At 61.7% G+C, this 14,696-nt stretch carries 19 protein-coding genes and 2 pseudogenes; 5 read left to right on the top strand and 16 right to left on the bottom strand.

Features of this window, described 5'->3' with window-relative positions; all coding sequences use genetic code 11:
* The first annotated feature begins 1 nt into the window (after position 1).
* Positions 2-493: an Lrp/AsnC family transcriptional regulator gene (locus HB778_RS30705; protein WP_006205209.1), complete on the top strand. Its 492-nt coding sequence runs from the start codon at positions 2-4 to the stop codon at positions 491-493.
* Between the two features lie 6 nt (positions 494-499).
* Here the strand turns inward: HB778_RS30705 and HB778_RS30700 are convergent, their stop codons facing one another.
* From HB778_RS30700 to moaA, 13 genes and pseudogenes are all read right to left on the bottom strand, one after another.
* A complete protein-coding gene (locus HB778_RS30700; RefSeq protein WP_183459355.1) occupies positions 500-1,063 on the bottom strand; it encodes a DUF3299 domain-containing protein in 564 nt (187 codons plus the stop codon).
* Between the two features lie 45 nt (positions 1,064-1,108).
* A complete protein-coding gene (locus HB778_RS30695) occupies positions 1,109-1,687 on the bottom strand; it encodes a GNAT family N-acetyltransferase (RefSeq protein WP_183459353.1) in 579 nt (192 codons plus the stop codon).
* Positions 1,647-2,352, bottom strand: a pseudogene (locus HB778_RS30690) (DNA alkylation repair protein). Before HB778_RS30690 ends, HB778_RS30695 begins: the two are co-directional and overlap by 41 nt.
* Positions 2,353-2,358: 6 nt before the next feature.
* Positions 2,359-3,228, bottom strand: a complete 870-nt coding sequence (locus HB778_RS30685) for an NAD(P)-dependent oxidoreductase (RefSeq protein ID WP_183459351.1) — start codon at positions 3,226-3,228, stop codon at positions 2,359-2,361.
* 209 nt (positions 3,229-3,437) lie between these two features.
* Positions 3,438-4,259 carry an ABC transporter permease gene (locus tag HB778_RS30680; RefSeq protein WP_183459349.1) on the bottom strand — a complete coding sequence of 274 codons (822 nt, stop codon included), beginning with the start codon at positions 4,257-4,259 and terminating at the stop codon, positions 3,438-3,440.
* On the bottom strand, positions 4,256-4,975 hold the full coding sequence (locus HB778_RS30675; RefSeq protein ID WP_095200201.1) for an ABC transporter permease: 720 nt from the start codon (positions 4,973-4,975) through the stop codon (positions 4,256-4,258). The genes HB778_RS30680 and HB778_RS30675 overlap by 4 nt, the downstream gene beginning before the upstream one ends.
* Before the next feature lie 75 nt (positions 4,976-5,050).
* On the bottom strand, positions 5,051-5,836 hold the full coding sequence (locus tag HB778_RS30670; RefSeq protein ID WP_095200202.1) for an ABC transporter substrate-binding protein: 786 nt from the start codon (positions 5,834-5,836) through the stop codon (positions 5,051-5,053).
* Positions 5,837-5,994: 158 nt separating this feature from the next.
* On the bottom strand, positions 5,995-6,498 hold the full coding sequence (gene mobB / locus HB778_RS30665) for a molybdopterin-guanine dinucleotide biosynthesis protein B (protein WP_183459347.1): 504 nt from the start codon (positions 6,496-6,498) through the stop codon (positions 5,995-5,997).
* Positions 6,495-7,121 carry a molybdenum cofactor guanylyltransferase MobA gene (mobA, locus tag HB778_RS30660; RefSeq protein ID WP_183459345.1) on the bottom strand — a complete coding sequence of 209 codons (627 nt, stop codon included), beginning with the start codon at positions 7,119-7,121 and terminating at the stop codon, positions 6,495-6,497. The genes mobB and mobA overlap by 4 nt, the downstream gene beginning before the upstream one ends.
* A 43-nt stretch (positions 7,122-7,164) precedes the next feature.
* Positions 7,165-8,085, bottom strand: coding sequence for a DMT family transporter (locus HB778_RS30655; protein WP_183459343.1), 921 nt, complete (start codon positions 8,083-8,085; stop codon positions 7,165-7,167).
* A 182-nt stretch (positions 8,086-8,267) separates the two neighbouring features.
* The gene (locus HB778_RS30650; RefSeq protein WP_095200205.1) at positions 8,268-8,627 is read right to left on the bottom strand and encodes a hypothetical protein; all 360 of its coding nucleotides are present in this window, start codon (positions 8,625-8,627) and stop codon (positions 8,268-8,270) included.
* A 119-nt stretch (positions 8,628-8,746) separates the two neighbouring features.
* Positions 8,747-9,220: a hypothetical protein gene (locus tag HB778_RS30645; RefSeq protein WP_095200206.1), complete on the bottom strand. Its 474-nt coding sequence runs from the start codon at positions 9,218-9,220 to the stop codon at positions 8,747-8,749.
* 44 nt (positions 9,221-9,264) lie between these two features.
* Positions 9,265-10,260 (bottom strand): GTP 3',8-cyclase MoaA, encoded by a 996-nt coding sequence (moaA, locus tag HB778_RS30640; protein WP_183459341.1) that lies wholly within the window; start codon positions 10,258-10,260, stop codon positions 9,265-9,267.
* Between the two features lie 196 nt (positions 10,261-10,456).
* Here moaA and HB778_RS30635 point away from each other — a divergent pair, with 196 nt between their 5' ends.
* The gene (locus HB778_RS30635) at positions 10,457-10,810 is read left to right on the top strand and encodes a gamma-butyrobetaine hydroxylase-like domain-containing protein (protein ID WP_095200208.1); all 354 of its coding nucleotides are present in this window, start codon (positions 10,457-10,459) and stop codon (positions 10,808-10,810) included.
* Between the two features lie 66 nt (positions 10,811-10,876).
* Positions 10,877-11,488, top strand: a complete 612-nt coding sequence (locus HB778_RS30630) for a pyridoxamine 5'-phosphate oxidase family protein (protein ID WP_183459339.1) — start codon at positions 10,877-10,879, stop codon at positions 11,486-11,488.
* Positions 11,489-11,559: 71 nt separating this feature from the next.
* Here HB778_RS30630 and HB778_RS30625 read toward each other — a convergent pair whose 3' ends face one another.
* A complete protein-coding gene (locus HB778_RS30625) occupies positions 11,560-12,012 on the bottom strand; it encodes a MarR family winged helix-turn-helix transcriptional regulator (RefSeq protein WP_019858112.1) in 453 nt (150 codons plus the stop codon).
* A 47-nt stretch (positions 12,013-12,059) separates the two neighbouring features.
* Between HB778_RS30625 and HB778_RS30620 the strand changes: the two genes are divergently transcribed.
* Positions 12,060-12,971 carry an alpha/beta hydrolase gene (locus HB778_RS30620; protein WP_183459337.1) on the top strand — a complete coding sequence of 304 codons (912 nt, stop codon included), beginning with the start codon at positions 12,060-12,062 and terminating at the stop codon, positions 12,969-12,971.
* 7 nt (positions 12,972-12,978) lie between these two features.
* On the opposite strand, the gene HB778_RS30615 is transcribed toward HB778_RS30620, so the two are convergent.
* A complete protein-coding gene (locus HB778_RS30615) occupies positions 12,979-13,377 on the bottom strand; it encodes a rhodanese-like domain-containing protein (protein ID WP_095200211.1) in 399 nt (132 codons plus the stop codon).
* Between the two features lie 58 nt (positions 13,378-13,435).
* The gene (locus HB778_RS30610; RefSeq protein ID WP_183459335.1) at positions 13,436-14,050 is read right to left on the bottom strand and encodes a TetR/AcrR family transcriptional regulator; all 615 of its coding nucleotides are present in this window, start codon (positions 14,048-14,050) and stop codon (positions 13,436-13,438) included.
* A 100-nt stretch (positions 14,051-14,150) separates the two neighbouring features.
* On the opposite strand from HB778_RS30610, the pseudogene HB778_RS42885 reads away from it, so the two are divergent.
* Positions 14,151-14,514 (top strand): annotated as a pseudogene (locus HB778_RS42885) (SDR family NAD(P)-dependent oxidoreductase); the annotation flags it as partial.
* Positions 14,515-14,696 lie beyond the last annotated feature (182 nt).

Genomic DNA, 14,696 nt, shown 5'->3' with positions numbered 1-14,696 from the left:
AATGGACCGCCTTGACCGAAAAATCCTCCGCCTCCTGCAGGAGGACGCGACGCTCGCGGTGGCCGATGTCGCCAAGAAAGTCGGCCTGTCGACCACGCCTTGCTGGCGCCGCATCCAGAAGCTCGAGGAGGAGGGCGTCATCAAGCGGCGCGTCGCCATTCTCGACCACGAAAAGGTCAATGTGCGGGTCACCGTCTTCGTCTCGATCCGCACCAACTCGCACAGCCATGAATGGCTGCGGCGGTTTTCCGAGGTTATCCAGGAGTTTCCCGAGGTGGTCGAGTTCTACCGCATGAGCGGCGACGTCGACTATCTCTTGCGCGTCGTCGTGCCCGACATCGCCGCCTACGACGCCTTCTACAAGCGGCTGATCGCCAAGATCGAAATCCGTGACGTCTCGTCGTCCTTCGCCATGGAGCAGATCAAATACACGACCGAAATCCCGCTCGACTACATGGTGCTGGACAAGGAATCGGGTGCCAACGCGGCCTGAGCGCGATCAATTCTTCTTCTTGTTGAGGAAACTCCACGGTGAGTTCACCGGCAAGGTGACGGAGTCCGGCACGCTGTCGACGCCGACCACCTCCGCCTTGCGCACGGTGTAGCCGGACTGGATGACGCTGACGCCGTCGAGAATGAACAGCTGGCTTTTCTCCATGTCCGGCTTCAGCGCACCGGTGACGGCAACCGACTGGTAGGCTTGCGACATCTTGTAGGGATGGGCTGGCGTGACCAGCACGATCTGGTTGGGCGGTGGCGTCGGCATGTGGCTGCACGCGCCCGTCCAGGGCACCAGCAGGAACTGATAGACGAGATCGCCGTCACGATCGACCGGCAATGCATAGCCGGCTAATTGTATGGTCTTATCCTGCAAATCCACGGACAGCGTTTCGCCATGATCGGGCAATTTTGCCGCGATCATCGGCAGGCCGGCGTCTTCGGCAACCGCCTGGCTCGCTGGCCGCAAATCCTTCCAGAATATGTGCATGGTCTCGGCCGAAGCGCCGGCGGCGGAGAGAGACAGCGCGGCCGCGAGCGCGAAGCTTGATCTGAAATGGTTCATGGCCGCTTCCTTTGCCTGGGAGTAAAGACGCCGAGGTCCATGAGGTCAATGCTCGAGACGCATCACATGTCGGCGAGAACCGGCCATGCCGGCCTCGTGGAAGCCGCGCGCCGCAAACATGTCGCGAAAGCCCATGAAACGGTAACTCGGCGACGCCTCGGCCACCGGATAGGCCTCAATGATGCGCGCTCCCTTGGCGAAGGCATGGTCAATGGCTGCATCGAGCAAGGCAGATGCAAGGCCGACGCCGCGCAAAACCCTCGGCACATAGAAACAGGCGATCGACCATACGCCTGTCTCACTGTCATCCTGCTGCTTTGAAAGCCTGCGATAAGTCTCGCGCGGCGCAACCGAGCACCAGCCGACGGTCTTGCCGTCGATCTCGGCGAGGATGCCGACCGGGGTTCCGGCATCGATGAGCGCTGTCATCTGACGCTTCTTTTCATCGTTCTGGATGTGCTCGCGGCCGGAGTGCCGCCAGGCCATGCACCAGCAGTATTTCGGCGCACCCGGCTGCTCGAACAAAGTCTCGAAATTGCGGCGTGTTGCCGGCGTCACCTCGATGAAGCGGATATTGGCAAGGTCAAACGTTTCTGATGGCGAGGCGTTCGAGCGTTTTGGCATCCGACAGTTCCTTCACGGCGTCCTTGCCGATCCAGCGCGCGGTCTTGTCCGGGGGAGTCGGCAAGCTTCTGGGCCAGCGCAAGGGCAGGGGCGTGCAGGCTCATCGAGCGTTTGCCGATCTGCCGCAGCGCCCAGTTGACGGCTTTCCTGACGAAGTTGCGCTCATCGCTGGCATGCGCTTCGATCAGAGGCAAATAGGACAGGAACGTCGCGTCCGGTTCCTTTTTCAGATGCACGGCCGCCCAGGCCAGCATGGCAAAGGCCGTGCGGCGGACGAATTCGCGCTCGTCGGCGGCGAACTCTTCGACCAGTTCGCGCCAGAACGGCGTGTCGACGAACAGGTCAGAGACGGTATCGACGATTTCCCAGGAATCGAAATCGCCGGCCCAGCGGCGACATTCTTCGATGGCGATCTTCTTCGGCTCGCCGGTGAAAGCCGCCAGCAGCCGCGCTTCGCGAATGCCGCTGGCCCACAGCGCCAGGGACCGTCCGTGGTTGCGCTTGAGCTTGCGCGCCAATGGCCGCAAATCCGTATTGCCGACGCCAAGCGCGGTCGCCGTGTTGATGCCGAACCGTGCCATGCCGGCGCGGTTTTCCTCGGTGCCGATTGAGCGCAGGTGCGCGACGATATCCTGCGCGGTCCAGTCTGGAGCGGGCAGGGACATGGTCGCCTACTTCTCCAGGCGCGCCAGCAGCGAAGACGTGTCCCAGCGCTTGCCGCCCATGGCCTGCACATCCTTGTAGAACTGATCGACAAGCGCGGTCACCGGCAGCCTGGCGCCGTTACGGTCGGCTTCAGCCAGGCAGATGCCGAGGTCCTTGCGCATCCAGTCGACGGCGAAGCCGAAATCGTATTTGCTGGCATTCATGGTCTTGTGCCGGTTTTCCATCTGCCAGGAGCCGGCCGCACCCTTGGAAATCACCTCGATCACCTTTTCGATGTCGAGCCCGGCCTTCTTGCCGAAATGGATGCCTTCCGACAGTCCCTGAACCAGTCCGGCGATGCAGATCTGGTTGATCATCTTGGTCAGCTGGCCGGCGCCCGCCGAACCCATCAGCCCGACCATGCGGGCATAGGCGTCGATGACCGGCCTGGCCCTGTCGAAGGCAGCCTGGTCGCCGCCGACCATGACGGTCAGCACGCCGTTCTCGGCGCCGGCCTGGCCACCGGAAACCGGCGCATCGAGAAACGAGAACCCGCCGGCTTGCGCGGCTGCCGCCAATTCGCGCGCGACTTCCGCCGATGCCGTGGTGTTGTCGATGAAGACCGAACCTTTCTTCATTGATTTGAAGGCGCCGTCCGGGCCTGTCGTCACCGAGCGCAGATCATCGTCATTGCCGACGCAGGAAAAGACGAAGTCCTTGTCCTTGGCTGCCTCTACCGGCGTCACTGCCAGGCTGCCGCCATGTTGGCCGACCCACTGCTCGGCCTTGGCCCTGGTGCGGTTGTAGACGGTGACGTCGTGGCCGCCCTTGTTCCTGAGGTGTGCCGCCATGGGGTAGCCCATAACGCCAAGACCGAGAAATGCCACAGATGCCATGAACTTGCCCTTCAGACGAAAACGAAATTGCTGCGAAAGCTCTAGAGCAATTCCAGGAAAAGTGTGAAGCGGTTTTCCCACAGGAATTGCGTCAAAACAAAGAGATAGAGCGGTTCGGCGTTTCTGCGAAACGGTGAACCGTTCTAGGCTCTGCGCTCAATTCGTCAAGACGCCTGTGGCACGATCGACTGGTACAGTATGGGAACCCGTCAGCGTTTCAGATGGATGGTGATCCGGCGCTCGATCCATTCGATGGCATGGCGCAACAGCTCGACCATCACGAGGTACACCAGGGCGACCCAGATATAGGACTGGATGTCGAAGGAGTTGGCGAAGGCGAGTTTTGCATTGCCCATCAGGTCGTAGACGGTGATGATGGCGACGATCGCCGAAGCCTTGACCATCAGGATCAGCTCATTGCCGTAAGGCCGCAAGGCGACGACCAGCGCTTGCGGCAGGACGATCTTGCGCAGCGTCTGCAGTTTGTGCAGGCCGAGCGAGGCAGCGCCTTCCCATTGGCCCTTCGGCACACTCTCGATAGCGCCGCGCAGGATCTCGGCCTGGTAGGCGGCGGTGTTGAGCGCAAAGGCGAAGACGCCGCAGTTGAAGGCGTCCTTGAAGAAATCCCAGAGCCCGATCATCTGGAGTTGAGGCCTGAACGACCCCAACCCGTAATAGACCAGAAACGTCTGAACCAGCAGCGGCGTGCCCCGGAAGAAATAAACGTAGCAATAGGCAAGGCCGGACAGGATGCGATTCCTGGACATGCGCCCATAGGCGACAGGCACCGACAGGATCGCACCAAGCACCATCGATATGGAAACCAGCGCGAGCGTTACCCCAAGCCCTTGCAGATAGGCCGGCGCATATTTGGCGAAGAAGGCCGCGTTCCAGGCAAAAAAGAGATAGCTGACGATGCCGAGGCCAAAGGCAATCCACAGGCAGACCAGCCCGTAGCCGACGACGCGCCTTCGCGGCCAACCGCGGGCCCGCGGTGGTGGCCGTTCGATCATGGTGGCTGTCGCGCTCATCGTTGTGCCTCCCTTTTGCCGAGCGAGCGCAAGATGGCGCTGGTGGCGAAGGACGACACGACGGCCAGAGCAAGAAAGACCAGAGCCGCTACGCCGTAAAACAGGAAGGAATGCTTGGTGACACGAGCGGCCACGCCGGCGTTGCGCAACGTCTCCGCAAGACCGACGACAGACACCAGTGAGGTGTCCTTCAAAAGGCTAAGCCAGCAATTCTCGAGGCCGGGAAACGCAATGCGCAGCAGCTGTGGCACGATCACCAGGCGCATTGTCTGCCCGTAGGAAAGACCAATGGCATAACCCCCCTCATACTGGCCTTTGGGTATGGCACGGAAGGCCGACAGGAAAACCTCGCTGGCATAGGACGAGAAGATCAGGGCAAGCACGATCATGCCGGCGACGAAGCTGTTGACGTCGATGGTCGCTTCGGGTCGAAAATACCGGATGAGATGCTGCAGCAGGATCGGCACGCCGAAGAAGAACAGGAAGAGCGTCACCAGTTCCGGCAGGCCGCGAAAGACCGTGGTGTAGATGTTGGCGGCCAGGCGTAGCGAAGGTTCTTCGGACTGCTTGGCGAGTGCAATGAAAAAGCCGATCGTCAATCCGATCGGCAGGGTGGCGAGCGCAAGCGCAACGGTGATCAGTGCGCCATAAACAATATCGTCACTCCAGCCATCGGGTCCCCAACTGAGAAGTGTCCATATGCTCTGGGCTGGCATCGACAGGTCTTATCCCCACGGCCTAAGATGAATAGAAAGACGGCGGGAATTTTCCCGCCGTCTTGATCCTGTCTATCAGGACTCGGCGCCGAAGACGTCGAACTTGAAGTACTTGTCGTTGATTTCCTTGTATTTTCCATTGGCGCGGATGGCGTCGATGGCCTCGTTGAGCTTGTTGACCAGGTCGGTCTCGCCCTTGCGGACGGCAATGCCGGCGCCCGGCCCGAAGATCTCGACCGGTTGCGGCGACGGCTGGCCGAGAATCTTGCAGCAGGCGCCATCAGGCGAATCCAGCCACTGCTGCAGCACCACGATATCGTCCTCGATGGCGTCGAGACGACCGTTGGCAAGATCTGCCTGCTCCTCGGGGCTGCTCGGATAGCCCTTCACGGTGCTGTCGGTGTAGGTCTTCGAGGCATAGTTGAAATGGGTGGTCGTCGTGGCGACACCGATGGTCTTGCCGGCGAGATCCGCCTTGGTCACGCCCTTCAGGGTCGAGTCTTTCGGCACGGCGAGCGCCGAAGGCGTGTTGTAGTATTTGTGCGAGAAGTCGACCTTCTCCTTGCGCTCCGGCGTGATCGACATCGAAGCGACGATGGCGTCGAACTTGCCGGCCTGAAGTGCGGGGATGATGCCGTCCCAATCCTGGGCGACGAAGGTGCACTTGACCTTCATCTGGTCGCAAAGCGCCTGGGCGATGTCGATGTCGAAGCCGACGAGCTTGCCGTCAGAGGTCAGGTTGTTGAAGGGGGGGTAGGCGCCTTCGGTGCCGATCCGCAGGGTCTTCTCCTGGGCCTGGGCGACGCCGAGCGTCAGCAGCGCAGCCGATGCGGCGAGCGCGATACGCAGTGCAATACGCATGATAGTCCTCTCTTTATGGTCCCGGCCGTCGTTCCGAAACGGCTCTGTGGGGCGGTGCTTTTGACCGCCCGCTGGCGCGATACTCCCACTCTTTCCAAGAAAAAAGCAACTGCAAAACCACCGAAATCGGTAATGGGGTTCTGCCGTTAGGTTAGTTCTCAAGCAACGAGACCGGTGGTGCGCTCGATGAAGTCGACTATGGATTTTACGTCGTCGAGGTCGAATACCGGCAGGCTTTCGTCGGTGACGGCGAAATCCGCGGCGACGGCGACAATATTGGGATCACCCGCCGCGAGCGGCGTCCGGTCCTTCGCTTCCAGGCGCCGCGTTTCGATCTTGCGGTGGGTCTCGCGCTTGTAGCCTTCGACCAGCACGATGTCGCATGGGGCGAGCCGCGAGAGGATGCTGTCCAGCGGCGGCTCATTCTCACCGCGCAATTCGTGCATCAGCGCCCAGCGATTGCCGGACACGATCGCGACCTCGGTGGCGCCGGCCTGGCGATGGCGGAAGCTGTCGGCGCCGGGCTTGTCGATGTCGAAATCATGATGAGCATGTTTGACCGTCGAGACCTTCCAGCCGCGCCGCACAAGCTCGGCGACCAGCTTCTCGGTCAGAGTCGTCTTGCCGGAGTTTTTCCAGCCGGTGATGCCGAAGATGTTCATGATGTCATGCTCTGCAACAGCCGCGCGGCCTCGGCAAGATCGTCCGGCACATTGATGTTGAAGAAAGGGTCGAGCCCTGTGGATTGCAGGACCGGGAATTCCACCTCGACGTGACCATGGCGCTCGATGAAGGCCGAAACCCGCCTGTTGTCCTCATCGACCAGGAAATGCCGCAAGGCATCGCGGCAATCGATTGGCCAGAGCGCGAAGGTCGGGTGCCGCCTGCCGGCCGATAAGGCGACGGCGATCGAACCGGGATGCTCGCCGGCTGCTGCCGCCAGGCGCTCGACGAGATCAAGCGGCAGAAAAGGCGTGTCGCCGGCGGCGGTGACGACCGCCTTGCAAGGCGTGCCGGCAGCGGCCCATTCGAGGCCGGTGAGGATTCCGGCCAGCGGCCCGGCAAAGCCTTCGATCGTGTCGGCGAGCACAGGCAGTCCGAAACGGGAAAAGCGGTCGGGATCGCCATTGGCGCTCAGCGCCAGGATTTCAACCTGCGGACCAAAGCGCGACAGGAGCTGGTCAAGCACGCTGCCGCTGCCAAGCGGCAACAGGCTCTTGTCGCCGCCTCCCATGCGCCTTGATTGGCCTCCGGCCAGGACGATCCCTGCAATATCTCGCTCCATGCATCGAGCCTGTACGCCAGCCGCCGGAAATCACAAGACCCGGCTAGATTCCATCCGGCGCCATGGCCGGCCCGGTGGTTTCGGCGACGATTTTCCGCCGGCCGACAACGCGTTCGCGATAAAGCGCATAGAGACCCGAGCCGACGACGATTGTCGCACCGACGATCATCGGCATGTCCGGTATGTCGCCGAAGACGATCAGGCCAAGCAAGATGGACCAGAGGAGCGCCGTGTAGCGGAAGGGCGCGATGAAGGAGATCTCGCCCGAGCGCATCGCCATGATGACGGATTGGTAGCCGATGACCACGAGCACCGCCGCCAGCGCCAAGAGCGCCGTGCTCTTGCCGCTCATCGGCGTCCAGCCCCCCATCGGCGACAACAGCACCGCGCCGACGACGGTCATTGCCAGTGCGGTCGCGGTCGAGACCAGCATCGTCGGTATGGTTTGGGGGATGCGCTTGGTGGAGAGATCGCGCACGGTGCAGCAGGCGACGCTGGCCAACGCCCAAAGGGAATAGATGGTGAAGCCGTCGAAGCCCGGCCGGACGATGACCATCACACCGGCAAAGCCGACGGCGATCGCCAGCCAGCGTCGCCAGCCGACCGCTTCGCCGAAAAACAGCGCGGCACCCATGGTCACCGCCAGCGGCAGCGCCTGAAGAACGGCCGAAACACTGCCGATCGGCAAATGGGCAAGCGCCACGAGGAATGACACGGTGGCGCCTGCTTCTCCCAGGACACGGATTGCCACCATAGGCTGCAGCATCAGGCGCGGCCGCGAAAGCGCGCCACGTTGCCAGGCCAGCAGGCCGACGAAGAGCGAGGCAAAGGCCCCTCTGATCAGCATGACCTGCGCCATGTTCATCGATAGCGAAGAGTATTTGGTGATGGCGTCGTTGAGCGTGAAGCCAACCATCGCCACCATCATGAACAACGCGCCGCGAAGATTTGGAGAAAGGGGCAAGACATCTACCGGTTGCTTGGGCAAGCAAGCCTGTAACAGCCCGCCACGAAACCGCAATGGCAAAGGGCTGGGCCAGGACCGGGGCATTCGTCATAGCCGGCGCGAAATCACGCCCTGGATTCGGCACAAATCTGGTCGGGAGACGGCTCCGCCTCCCGAAAACTGTCTGGTCTCCGCGATGCCTATTTCTTCGGCGTCAGTATTTCGGTGCCGTTGCCTTCCTTGCCGGCGATGGTCCACAGGCCATGCAGCGAGCCGTCATCCTCGACCTTGTAGACGACGAGGCCGATATCCTTACCCATGACATAGCCGGCGGAGAACGCGTCGTCATTGCGCATGCAGATGCCATCCGAGGAAGAGCCGCCCGTCTCCCAGTGGATCGCGCAGGTCGTCCCGCTGGTCAGCGTGATGGTGGCTTCGCCATCATATTTCGATCCGTCGAAATTGGTGCCGGCGACGGTATAGGTGCCGCCGATCGACTGAGCTGCCGCGGGCAGGGCCGTGAGGCCAAGCAATGCAAGAGAAAGAATGAGTTTGCGCATGATTTATTCCCCCTGTGAGCGACGATTCCGCTGCGGGGAAAGCTAGGCCGGAACATGCTGGCGGTAAATCGGGCAACCGTTTGCGGATCAGACTATTTCTGGGATGTGACCGAAAATGCTCACGGCCCCTTGAGGCTGCCGGCGATCGGCCCGACCAGAGGGTCGTATTTCGATTTCAGGGCCGGCGGGTAATCGATCCAGACCGTGCGGATGACGCCATCCCTGCCGAACAGACGCCGCTCGTAGAAGATCTTTCCATCCTTCATCCCCGACAGCACCGCCCAGTTCTTGCCGACCTTGCTGTAGGTGACGGTGTAGCCAGGTTCCTTGCTTGCCTTTTCATCGGCGACAAAGCCTTTCGGCGTGTCATCATCGACGTTGAGGATGCCGGAGCAGGTCAGGCTGGCGCCATCCGCGCTCAGCCACACCTGTCCGTCGCCATTTTCCGGCTCGGGCTGACGATCGGCAAATATCTCATCGGGAAAGGTGCAGACGGTGCCGAAGCGCTCGTTCACATAGGTGGAAGGCGCGGCGATCGCGCTGGTCGCCGCGATGATAATGACAGTCGCCAGGAACGAAGAACGTCGCCGCATGCTCGCCTCGAAGCCAATAGAGCCAGAAGAGTTTTCGAAAAAAATCAGCCGCCGGTGACACTCATATGCCGGGACACCGATGGGCGGCTGGTGCGGCGGTCGATGATGAAGTCATGGCCTTTCGGCTTGCGGCCGATGGCCTCGTCGATCGCGTCGGCGACAAGTTCGTTGCCCTCGGATGCGCGCAACGGCGAACGCAGGTCGGCGGCATCTTCCTGGCCAAGGCACATATAGAGCGTGCCCGTGCAGGTCAGCCGGACACGGTTGCAGCTTTCGCAGAAATTATGCGTCATCGGTGTGATGAAGCCGAGCTTGCCGCCGGTCTCGGCGACATGGACATAGCGGGCGGGGCCGCCGGTCTTGAAGGGAATGTCGGTCAGCGTGAACTGGCGTTCGAGCGAGGCGCGCAGCAGCGACAGCGGCAGATACTGGTCGGTGCGGTCGGCGTCGATCTCGCCCATCGGCATGGTCTCGATGACGGTCAGGTCCATGCCGCGGCCATGCGCCCAGCGCAGCATGTCGGGCAGTTCGGCGTCATTGAAATCCTTCAGCGCCACCGCGTTGAGCTTGACCTTCAGCCCGGCTGCCTGGGCGGCATCGATGCCATCCATGACCTTGCCGAGATGGCCCCAGCGGGTGATCTGGTGGAACTTGTCGGCGTCGAGCGTGTCGAGCGAGACGTTGATGCGCTTGACGCCGCAATCGGCGAGCTCGGCGGCAAAGCGCGACAGCTGCGAGCCGTTGGTCGTCAGCGTCAGTTCTTCCAGCGCGCCGCTGTCGAGATGGCGCGACAGCTGGCGCACCAGATGCATGATGTTCTTGCGCACCAGCGGCTCACCGCCGGTGAGGCGCAGCCTTTTGACACCTTTTTCGATGAAGACGGTGCAGAGCCGGTCCAGCTCTTCCAGCGACAACAGGTCCTTCTTCGGCAGGAAGGTCATGTCCTCGGCCATGCAATAGGTGCAACGGAAATCGCAGCGGTCGGTGACCGACACTCTGAGATAGCTGATCGTGCGACCGAAGGGGTCGATCATGTTCATGTTCGAGCGTTTCCGTGGCCGTTACCGGCATCGTTATATACAGCTATGTGATACGATCCAGCCCACCATTCAAGATACCGCTTCTCAATCTTTGGTAACATCCCGGAGCCGACACGATGTGTCGGTCGGCCTATGAGGACTTTTCCCCTTGCGCGAAGCGGCGTAGGGAAGGGCAATCGATACGGGATCAAACAGCATGACCGCGCCAAAAGAACTCAGGGTCTCCAAGGACCGCAAGCTGCTGTCGGTCACTTTTCCCAATCACCAGCCATTCGAATTGCCGGCCGAACTGTTGCGCGTCGCCTCACCATCGGCCGAGGTGCAGGGCCATTCGCCGGAGCAGCGGGTGACGGTTCCCGGCAAGCGCAACGTGGCTATCCTCAAGATCGAGCCGGTCGGCAATTACGCAGTGCGCATTACCTTCGACGATTTCCACGACACCGGCATCTTCACCTGGAACTACCTGCACACGCTCGGCCATGAGAAGGATGAGCGCTGGAATGCCTATCTGGCGGAGCTTGCGGAAAAGGGATTGAGCCGGGACCGCTGATCCAATCGCTGTCGTCAAAACGTCATCGATGTGGAGTAGCGCCGGCAAAGGTTCGGAGACGAAAAGATGTCGCTCATCACCACGGTCGAACAGCTCGAAGCGCTCTATGGTGTCCCTGGCGAAGCTTCGCTGGTCAAGGAACTCGACCACGTCATTCCCGAATATGCCGCCTTCATCGAAGCCTCGCCCTTTGTCGCGCTTGCCACCAGCGGCCCGGAGGGGCTGGATTGTTCGCCGCGCGGCGATCTTGCGGGCTTCGTGCGCATCGTCGATTCGAGGACACTGATGATGCCGGACCGGCGTGGCAACAATCGCGCCGATTCGCTGAGAAACATCATCAGGGATTCGCGTGTCGGGCTGCTGTTCCTGGTGCCGGGCTCCGGCACCACGCTGCGCATCAACGGACGAGCGCATATCACCACGGACGCCGAACTTTGCACGTCCTTCATGGTCGACGGCAAGGCGGCGCGCTCGGTAACCGTCATCGATGTCGATTCGGTCTACTTCCAGTGCGCCCGCGCCATCGTGCGATCGGAGCTTTGGAATCCGGCCAAGCATGTCGATCCGAAATCACTGCCGACGCCCGGAAAAATCCTGGAAATCACCAGCCGCAAGAACATCGACGGCGAGGCCTACGACAAGGAATGGCCGGAGCGGGCGAAGAAGACGATGTGGTAACCGATGCACCGATATTCAGTGAGGCTGTCCTGCAAATGGCGGCCTCCTGACCTCCCGGCACGCCTTGGGTGCTAGGCTTCCTTCAGCACCTCATAGATTTTGCGCATCTGTTCGCCGATCATGTCGCACTGCTCCGGCGTCGACTGGCTCATCGCCTTTTCGATCAGCGCCATGTGTACTTTCAGCGCCTGCATCAGCAGCGCCTCGCCGGCTTCGGTCAAGGCGAGCCGCAGGATGCGCTTGTCCTTCTCGTCGCCTTCGCGGCGCAGCAGGCCGCGCGTCTCCAGCTGCGGCAGCAGCATGGTGATGTTGGAGCGGCCGACGAGCAGCTTGCGGGCAAGGTCGTGCTGCGACATGCCGGGATGGCGGTAGAGGTTCATCAGCACGTCGAGCTGCGCCGGCTTGAGATCCAGCGGCGCGAGCTTCACCGCCAGCGTGCGCTCCAGCACATGGCAGGCGCGCGCCACCGCGACCCAGTTGCGAAAACGCGGGTTGTCCCAGGGTAGCTCTTGTTTATTGTTCATCTTTGAACTATTATGTTCATGCTTGAACGTATGGATGGATTCTCACTATGGCATCAATCGGGCTGAAGGTCATCCGCAGCGTATTTGGTGCGGCCGAACATATTGCGCCGCGCATCACCGGGCGCGCGGCGTTCGAACTGTTCTGCCGCACGCCGAGCGCCAAGACGCTGACCGACGGCGAACGCCGCGCCATCGGCCGCGCTGCGGAGTTCATGACCGAGGCACGCCATCATCGGCTGAAGACGGCTACCGGCTGCGTCATGGTGCACGAATTCCGGCCGGAGCCGGGCAGGGCCGCTCTTGGCACCGTGCTTGTCGTTCATGGCTGGCGTTCGCGTACCGAATATATGCGCGCTTTGATCGAAGGCTATCGCGCTGCCGGCTACAGGGTCGTTTCGCTGGACCTGCCGGGCCATGGCCATTCGCAGGGCCGGCACTTGAACATGGTCAATGCTGTCGAGGCCGTACGGGTCACTGGCGAATGGTTCGGCCCGTTTGTCGCGGCGGTGGGGCATTCCTTTGGCGGCGCCGTTGCCGCCAATGCCATTGCCGGTTCCGTCAAGAACATCCCGCCGCTGGCAGCCGGACGGCTTGTGCTGATCGCAGCACCGAGTTCCTTACCGGCGATCTTCGCCGATTTCAGCCGCATGCTTAATGTCGGGCCGCGTTCGCAGGTCGCGATGGCGGACCGTGTTCAACATTTGTCCGGCCGGCCGCTGCATGAATTCACCGGGGACCGCCAGCTTGCCCAGGCGCCGGTGCCGACGCTGGTCATCCACGCGCCGAATGATCGTGAGGTGCCGGCCGAACATGCAAAGCGCTATGCCGGCGCCGGCGGCCATGTGCGGCTGCACTGGGCCGACGGGCTCGGCCATCGCCGCATTCTGGCAGACAAGGGCGTTGTCGAACGCGCCGTAGCCTTCGTCGCGGAGCACCGCGAGCCATCCTTGCTGCATTGAGCCGCAGTCAGGCTTTCTTCTTCTCGCCGGGCTCGACGGGCAGTCCGGCCGCCTTCCAGGCGGTGTAGCCGCCAAGGATGTGCTTGACCGGGGCAAGTCCCATGTCCTGCGCCGTCTTGGTGGCGAGCGCCGAGCGCCAGCCGCCGGCGCAGAAGAAAACGAAGCTCTTGCCCGAGGCGAAGAACGGCTTGTGATAGGGGCTTTCGGGATCGATCCAGAACTCCAGCATGCCGCGAGTGACATGCTTTGCGCCGGGTATTTTCCCATCGCGCTCTACTTCGCGCGGATCACGCAGGTCGACGAAGATGGTGTCCTCGTCCTCGAGCAGTCCTGCCGCTTCTTCAGGCGAAACCACTTCGATCTCGGCGTTGGCCTCATCCAGCAGTTCGCGATACCCCTTCTTCACAGGCCTGTTTCCTCCCAACCGCGCATATCTGAATTTCCACCACAACGGCCAGCGTTTGTCACGCTCTGTCCGGGCCTGCCAGCGTTTGCCAGGCAGCCATCGCGCCGGTGACGGTCGCCATCAGCGCGGTGCACGAAGCGCCGTCGCGCGCCTGGATGGACATGCCGTGCTGCACCGTGGCGTAGAAGGTCGCCACGGCACCGCAGTCGAAGTCGGCAGGCAATTCACCCTCGGCCACGCCGCGCTCCAGGCGCTTGCGCAAGGCCGTGAGGTTTTCGGCGCGGCGGCGGCGCAAATCCGTGCAGATGGCACCGCTGCTTGAGTCCTCATGCAGTGCGCCCAGCGCAATCAGGCATCCCTGCGGGCGATCGGTTTGCGAATAGGCCTTGGCTGTCTGCCGCAGGAAGTTCTCCATCGCCAGGCATGCTGTCGATGCCTTGTCCAAGGCGGCCCAGATCTCGGTCCCTTCGGCTTGCGTATAGTATTCGGTCGCTTCCAGGAACAGCGCCTCCTTGCTGCCGAAGGCGGCGTAGAGGCTGGGCGAATTGATAGCCATCGCCGCGGTCAGCTCGGCGACCGACGTGCCCTCATAGCCCTTGGCCCAGAACAGCTCCATCGCGCGCCGCAAAGCCGCGGTTCGATCGAAGGTGCGGGGACGGCCTCTTTCCGACATGTTCTTCTTTTCTGTGTTGATCGATACATAAATGAGTTGACGCGACTGGACAAGCCTGACAGGTATTTATGTATCAATCACTACATAAATGGAGAAACCAATGTCTTCCAGAAATTTGAACGGCAAAGTGGCACTCGTCACCGGTGGCAGCCGCGGCATCGGAGCGGCGATCGCGCGAAGGCTCGCGGCCGACGGCGCCGATGTTGCCCCTGACCTATGTGCATGGCGAGGAACAGGCCCACTCGGTCGTCGCCGAGATTGAGGCCAAGGGCGGCCGCGCCGTCGCAATCAAGGCCGATAATCGGGACGCCGAGGCCATAGACAGGGCCGTCGATGAGGCCGTCGCTGCATTCGGACGGCTCGATATCCTGGTCAACAGCGCCGGCATCTGGCGCGCCGCACCCATCGATACATTGTCGTTAGCCGACTTCGATGAGACCATGTCGGTCAATCTGAGAGCCCCTCTCTGATTGGGGTCGTTGAGGTCAAGATGCTCCTGCACTTTTTTCTGGACCGTTCCGTGGGTCACTCGCTTCTCTTCGCGGTCGGCGCTCTGGCCGCCGCATGATGGGGTCAGGAGAGCGAGGCGTCTCAATCTGTTTCACGACTTTGCCGAGTTTTGGCCGGCAGGTTCGGGACTCTCAAC

Source organism: Mesorhizobium huakuii, assembly GCF_014189455.1.
Classification (GTDB): domain Bacteria; phylum Pseudomonadota; class Alphaproteobacteria; order Rhizobiales; family Rhizobiaceae; genus Mesorhizobium; species Mesorhizobium huakuii_A.
The sequence above is the reverse complement of the archived record's forward strand: the minus strand, read 5'-3'. Positions and strand labels throughout refer to the sequence as shown.

Bases quoted from the DNA above. Each gene is read 5' to 3' on its own strand.
- HB778_RS30705 (WP_006205209.1), top strand. From the start codon at position 2: ATGGACCGCCTTGACCGAAAAATCCTCCGCCTCCTGCAGGAGGACGCG.
- HB778_RS30700 (WP_183459355.1), bottom strand. From the start codon at position 1,063: ATGAACCATTTCAGATCAAGCTTCGCGCTCGCGGCCGCGCTGTCTCTC.
- HB778_RS30695 (WP_183459353.1), bottom strand. From the start codon at position 1,687: ATGCCAAAACGCTCGAACGCCTCGCCATCAGAAACGTTTGACCTTGCC.
- HB778_RS30685 (WP_183459351.1), bottom strand. From the start codon at position 3,228: ATGGCATCTGTGGCATTTCTCGGTCTTGGCGTTATGGGCTACCCCATG.
- HB778_RS30680 (WP_183459349.1), bottom strand. From the start codon at position 4,259: ATGAGCGCGACAGCCACCATGATCGAACGGCCACCACCGCGGGCCCGC.
- HB778_RS30675 (WP_095200201.1), bottom strand. From the start codon at position 4,975: ATGCCAGCCCAGAGCATATGGACACTTCTCAGTTGGGGACCCGATGGC.
- HB778_RS30670 (WP_095200202.1), bottom strand. From the start codon at position 5,836: ATGCGTATTGCACTGCGTATCGCGCTCGCCGCATCGGCTGCGCTGCTG.
- mobB (WP_183459347.1), bottom strand. From the start codon at position 6,498: ATGAACATCTTCGGCATCACCGGCTGGAAAAACTCCGGCAAGACGACT.
- mobA (WP_183459345.1), bottom strand. From the start codon at position 7,121: ATGGAGCGAGATATTGCAGGGATCGTCCTGGCCGGAGGCCAATCAAGG.
- HB778_RS30650 (WP_095200205.1), bottom strand. From the start codon at position 8,627: ATGCGCAAACTCATTCTTTCTCTTGCATTGCTTGGCCTCACGGCCCTG.
- HB778_RS30645 (WP_095200206.1), bottom strand. From the start codon at position 9,220: ATGCGGCGACGTTCTTCGTTCCTGGCGACTGTCATTATCATCGCGGCG.
- moaA (WP_183459341.1), bottom strand. From the start codon at position 10,260: ATGAACATGATCGACCCCTTCGGTCGCACGATCAGCTATCTCAGAGTG.
- HB778_RS30635 (WP_095200208.1), top strand. From the start codon at position 10,457: ATGACCGCGCCAAAAGAACTCAGGGTCTCCAAGGACCGCAAGCTGCTG.
- HB778_RS30630 (WP_183459339.1), top strand. From the start codon at position 10,877: ATGTCGCTCATCACCACGGTCGAACAGCTCGAAGCGCTCTATGGTGTC.
- HB778_RS30625 (WP_019858112.1), bottom strand. From the start codon at position 12,012: ATGAACAATAAACAAGAGCTACCCTGGGACAACCCGCGTTTTCGCAAC.
- HB778_RS30620 (WP_183459337.1), top strand. From the start codon at position 12,060: ATGGCATCAATCGGGCTGAAGGTCATCCGCAGCGTATTTGGTGCGGCC.
- HB778_RS30610 (WP_183459335.1), bottom strand. From the start codon at position 14,050: ATGTCGGAAAGAGGCCGTCCCCGCACCTTCGATCGAACCGCGGCTTTG.